The sequence below is a fragment of the Trebonia sp. genome, assembly GCF_049794275.1.
In the GTDB taxonomy this organism is placed as follows: domain Bacteria; phylum Actinomycetota; class Actinomycetes; order Streptosporangiales; family Streptosporangiaceae; genus Trebonia.
On record NZ_JBARCR010001162.1, the window covers coordinates 1 to 3,860 of the forward strand.

General features: G+C 68.7%; 3 protein-coding genes, 1 tRNA gene and 1 other RNA gene. 1 reads left to right on the top strand and 4 read right to left on the bottom strand.

Translation table 11 applies throughout. From position 1 onward, the window contains the following. Both WA805_RS28680 and ffs read right to left on the bottom strand, forming a co-directional pair. Nucleotides 1-1,286: DNA polymerase III subunit gamma and tau (locus tag WA805_RS28680; RefSeq protein ID WP_425243887.1), on the bottom strand; the 1,286-nt coding region annotated here is incomplete at its 3' end. Between the two features lie 77 nt (nucleotides 1,287-1,363). Next, nucleotides 1,364-1,460: signal recognition particle sRNA small type (ffs, locus tag WA805_RS28685), an RNA gene on the bottom strand. A gap of 74 nt (nucleotides 1,461-1,534) precedes the next feature. Between ffs and WA805_RS28690 the strand changes: the two genes are divergently transcribed. Continuing rightward, nucleotides 1,535-1,619: transfer RNA gene (locus WA805_RS28690), tRNA-Ser, on the top strand. Between the two features lie 147 nt (nucleotides 1,620-1,766). Here the strand turns inward: WA805_RS28690 and WA805_RS28695 are convergent. Together WA805_RS28695 and WA805_RS28700 are read right to left on the bottom strand one after the other, a co-directional pair. Continuing rightward, a complete protein-coding gene (locus WA805_RS28695) occupies nucleotides 1,767-2,966 on the bottom strand; it encodes a S53 family peptidase (RefSeq protein ID WP_422277552.1) in 1,200 nt (399 codons plus the stop codon). A 393-nt stretch (nucleotides 2,967-3,359) separates the two neighbouring features. Beyond that, nucleotides 3,360-3,860, bottom strand: a 501-nt coding sequence (locus WA805_RS28700) for a hypothetical protein (protein WP_425243888.1), incomplete at its 5' end; no start/stop codon positions are given.

Below are 3,860 nucleotides of genomic sequence, written 5' to 3' on the forward strand. Positions count from 1 at the left end.
GACTGGGACAGCGCCGCGGTGACAGGCCGGCCCGGCTCGGGAGTAATGGAAGGCTCCGGAGCCGGCCGCGTACGTTCCGGATAAGACTGATTTACCGCACCCGATTCGAGTCGCTCGAGCCTGGCCAGGAGGGAACGCTCGTCGGTCGCCGCCGCCGGGAGGAGCACTTGCGCGCACATCAGCTCGAGCAGCAGCCGCGGTGAGGTGGCGCCGCGCATCTGGTCGAGGCCCGCGCTGATGATCTCGGCGGCACGGGTCAGCGCCGCCAGGCCGGAGCGGCTGGCCTGCGCGGTCAGCGCCTCCACCCGGTCCGGCGGCACGTCGAGCAGGCCGGTGGTGATCGCGTCAGGCACCGAGGCGAGCACGATCAGGTCGCGGAACCTGTCCAGCATGTCGGTCGCGAACCGGCGCGGCTCGTGGCCGCCTTCGATCACCCGGTTCACCGCGCGGAACACCGCCGCGCCGTCACCGGCCGCGAACGCGTCCACGATCTCGTCGAGCAGGGTGGCGTCGGTGTAGCCGAGCAGCGCGACCGCGCGGTCGTACCTGATGCCGCTGTCGTCAGAGCCGGCGAGCAGCTGGTCGAGGATGGACAGCGTGTCACGCGCGGAGCCGGCGCCTGCCCGCACCACGAGCGGCAGCACCGCGGGATCGAACTTGACCCCTTCGGCGTTGAGGATCTCCTCGGTGAGCTCGCGCATCACCGACGGCGGCATCAGCCGGAACGGGTAGTGGTGCGTCCTGGACCTGATCGTCGCGATGACCTTCTCAGGCTCGGTCGTCGCGAAGATGAACTTCAGGTGCGGCGGCGGCTCTTCGACGAGCTTGAGCAGAGCGTTGAAGCCCTGCTGCGTCACCATGTGCGCCTCGTCGATGATGTAGATCTTGAACCGGCCGGCGACCGGCGCGTAGAAGGCCCGCTCGCGCAGGTCGCGGGCGTCGTCAACACCGCCGTGGCTGGCGGCGTCGATCTCGATCACGTCGATCGAGCCGGGCCCGGACGGGGCGAGCGCCACGCACGAGTCGCAGACCCCGCACGGGTCAGGGGTCGGGCCGTTCACGCAGTTGAGGGAGCGGGCCAGGATGCGGGCGCTGGACGTCTTGCCGCAGCCGCGCGGGCCGCTGAACAGATAGGCGTGGTTGATCCGGCCGCTGCTCAGCGCCTGGCGGAGCGGCTGCGTGACGTGCTCCTGGCCGCGGACTTCGGCGAAGGTGGCGGGGCGGTACTTGCGGTACAGGGCCAGGTTCTGCCGCGTGCGGCCGGTTTCCTCGGAGTCTTCCGCCATGACGTTATCCTCGCAGGCCAAGCCCGTCGCCACCCCGCGAATCAGACAGGGGGGCCCGGGGGACTGGTCCTCCGGAAAGGGGGGACCCCCCGCGCACCCGCCAGAGCCCGCGTACCCTTGCTGCCTTCCGGCCCTGGGGGAGTTGGCGAGGTAAACGCCGCACGGGGGGTCGTTCGGTAAGTCTAGTCACCCCGGGCAGTGCTGGTGCACACGAGAGAAGCACTTCCGCATCCGGTAAGCTACCCGACGGAGGATTCGCCTAGTGGCCTAGGGCGCACGCTTGGAAAGCGTGTTGGTGGCAACGCCTCGCGAGTTCGAATCTCGCATCCTCCGCTTTTGTGACCAGGCAATACGTTCCCGGTCCTCGGTACACGCCCGAACACTCGTCTCGGCTACCGGTTTGACGTCAACGGGGTACTCAGATGAAGGTGTCCGCGCTCGCCGTAATGCTGCTACGGCGAGCGCGGACAACCCGGCGTGCTAGCTCGTGAGGACCGCGAGCAGCGGCAGGAGCACTGCCGCGTTCGGGGTACCGAGCCCGGTCACCGGATCCCATCTGGGGCCGGCGTTGTATCCGTCGCCGTCGATCTCGGCGACGTCGTTGTCGCCGGTGGTGATGTCGTGCATGGCCGCGGCGTACAGCTTCTTTGCCTGCGCGATCGAGTACAGCGCGGGGTCGATGTTGCCCATCCGGTGCCGACCGAGCTGGTCGGCGTCCGCGGCCAGACCCGCCCACTGCGGCGAGCCTGCGCTCGTGCCGCCGACAATGAAGAACGCCGCCGCGTTCGCCGGGAGCCCTTCGGCCACGTTGATCGTCGCGCTGTAGATCAGAACGCCGCCAGCGAGGCCTGCGTTGTAGGCGACATCCGGGACGCCTCGGGCATGGTTCTTCTGCAGCGCGGACTGGTAGCCCGGCCGCGCGTAGACGCTGCTGAACCCGCCGCCGCTGCAGTTCACGTCGGTCGGCGCCACCGCCGGCGGGTTGCAGCCGAAGGGCTCAGTCCACGCGGTCTCGCTCTGGTAGGCACCCGTGCTGGGGTCAGCCGTGAGCGTGGTGCCGCCGACGCCGGTCACGTTCGGGTCCGAAGCCGGAGTGCTCACGGCGAACAGCGCGGCGGTGCTGTTCGGGTCGCAGCTCGCCTGCGAGGCGCCGCTGTCACCCGACGAGGCAAAAAGCGTGATTCCTTTCCTGACCGCCTTCGCGAACAGCGTGTGCTGCTCGCTGAGCAAGGTCGGGTCCATGCACGCCTCGGCCTCGCCGAAGCTCTGCGAGATGACGTCACCGACGTTGTGGTCGACCACGTACGTGGTCGTGTTGAGGATGTCGGAGTCATTGTTGCTCGGCGCTACGGCGAGCACGATGTTCGCGCCCGGTGCGGTCACGTGCGCCCACTCGACGTCGAGCGTCGTCTCGACCGCCCAGCCGAACTGGTTGGGGTCGTTGATGTCGAACGGTGGTGGCGAACCCGCCGGCGTGATCTGCGTGAATGACGGGTTGGGCAGCCCCATCGTCGCGTCGAAGGTCTGCAGGTCGGAGGCGATCGTCGGGCTGCCGTAGGCGTCGACGATGACGATCGTGCGGCCGGCGCCGTTGATGCCGCGGTTGAGCAGCGGGGTGATGTTGTACGCATTCTGGATCTGGGCTGGCTGGTAGCAGCGCGGCCCCTGCGAGCCATCCATCGGAAGGCTTTGGCAACCGAAGGTGGCATTCGGCGCCTTCACGCCGGCCGCGGAGATCTCCGGGTGGACGGTGATCCGGTGGGCCGTTGGCCCCGCAGCGGCCGAAGCCGGTACCGCGGCGATTAGGCCGCTGACGACCAAACCTGCGGTGACGAGCAAGGCGGCACCGATCGAGGCTCGGCCCGCTCGAAATCTGCTGATTGCGCGCACTCTACACTCCCTTGTGAGAAGCAAATGCAGGACCGGTTGAGCACCGGAAGCGTCTCACCGAGCAAGCCCGTCGTCAACGCATTGTGTCGTTCGATCCTGAGGGACTGTGGTAAACGCGTATCAGCGGTGTTGGAAAGCGTGTTGGGGGCAACCCCTCACGGGTTCGAATCCGGCGTCCTCCGTTCAGGTGCGGCGGGCCGTGACAAGGGCCGTGACCACGCTGGCGCGGACCGGGCGGCCAAGGCGGGCGTAAATCGCCTCGCACTCCTGCGCGAGCGCCTCGCGCTGTGACGGGGAGAGGCGCGCGTAGTAGGACATCGTGCGGAAGGTGGCGTTGAGTTCGCTGGCCGTCTGCTCGACAAGCTTCGGCACCAGCGCCACCTGCACGTCGCCGAACAGGCGGGCGGCGTAGTCCTGCGCCATGTCGTAGCTGCCAAGCCAGGCCCAGACCTCGGAGACGTTGCCGCGGCGCCGCTCTACTCCGGCGAGCGTGCTGTCGATGTCCCGGTAAACCGGCCAGCCGGCGGCGATGTCTGGGGCGACCTTCGCGATGGAGGCGAGCATCGCGTCCTGGTCGTCCCTGCTGCGCGGCTCGTCGACGCCGAAGTACGACAGCAGCGCGAGTGTCCCGCCGGCCGCGAGCGCGCCGGCGATTTTCCGCCAGCCCACCGCAGGGTCGACCCA

Excerpts from the sequence above, each read along its gene's own strand:
- WA805_RS28695 (WP_422277552.1), bottom strand. The coding sequence starts at position 2,966 with ATGGATGGCTCGCAGGGGCCGCGCTGCTACCAGCCAGCCCAGATCCAG.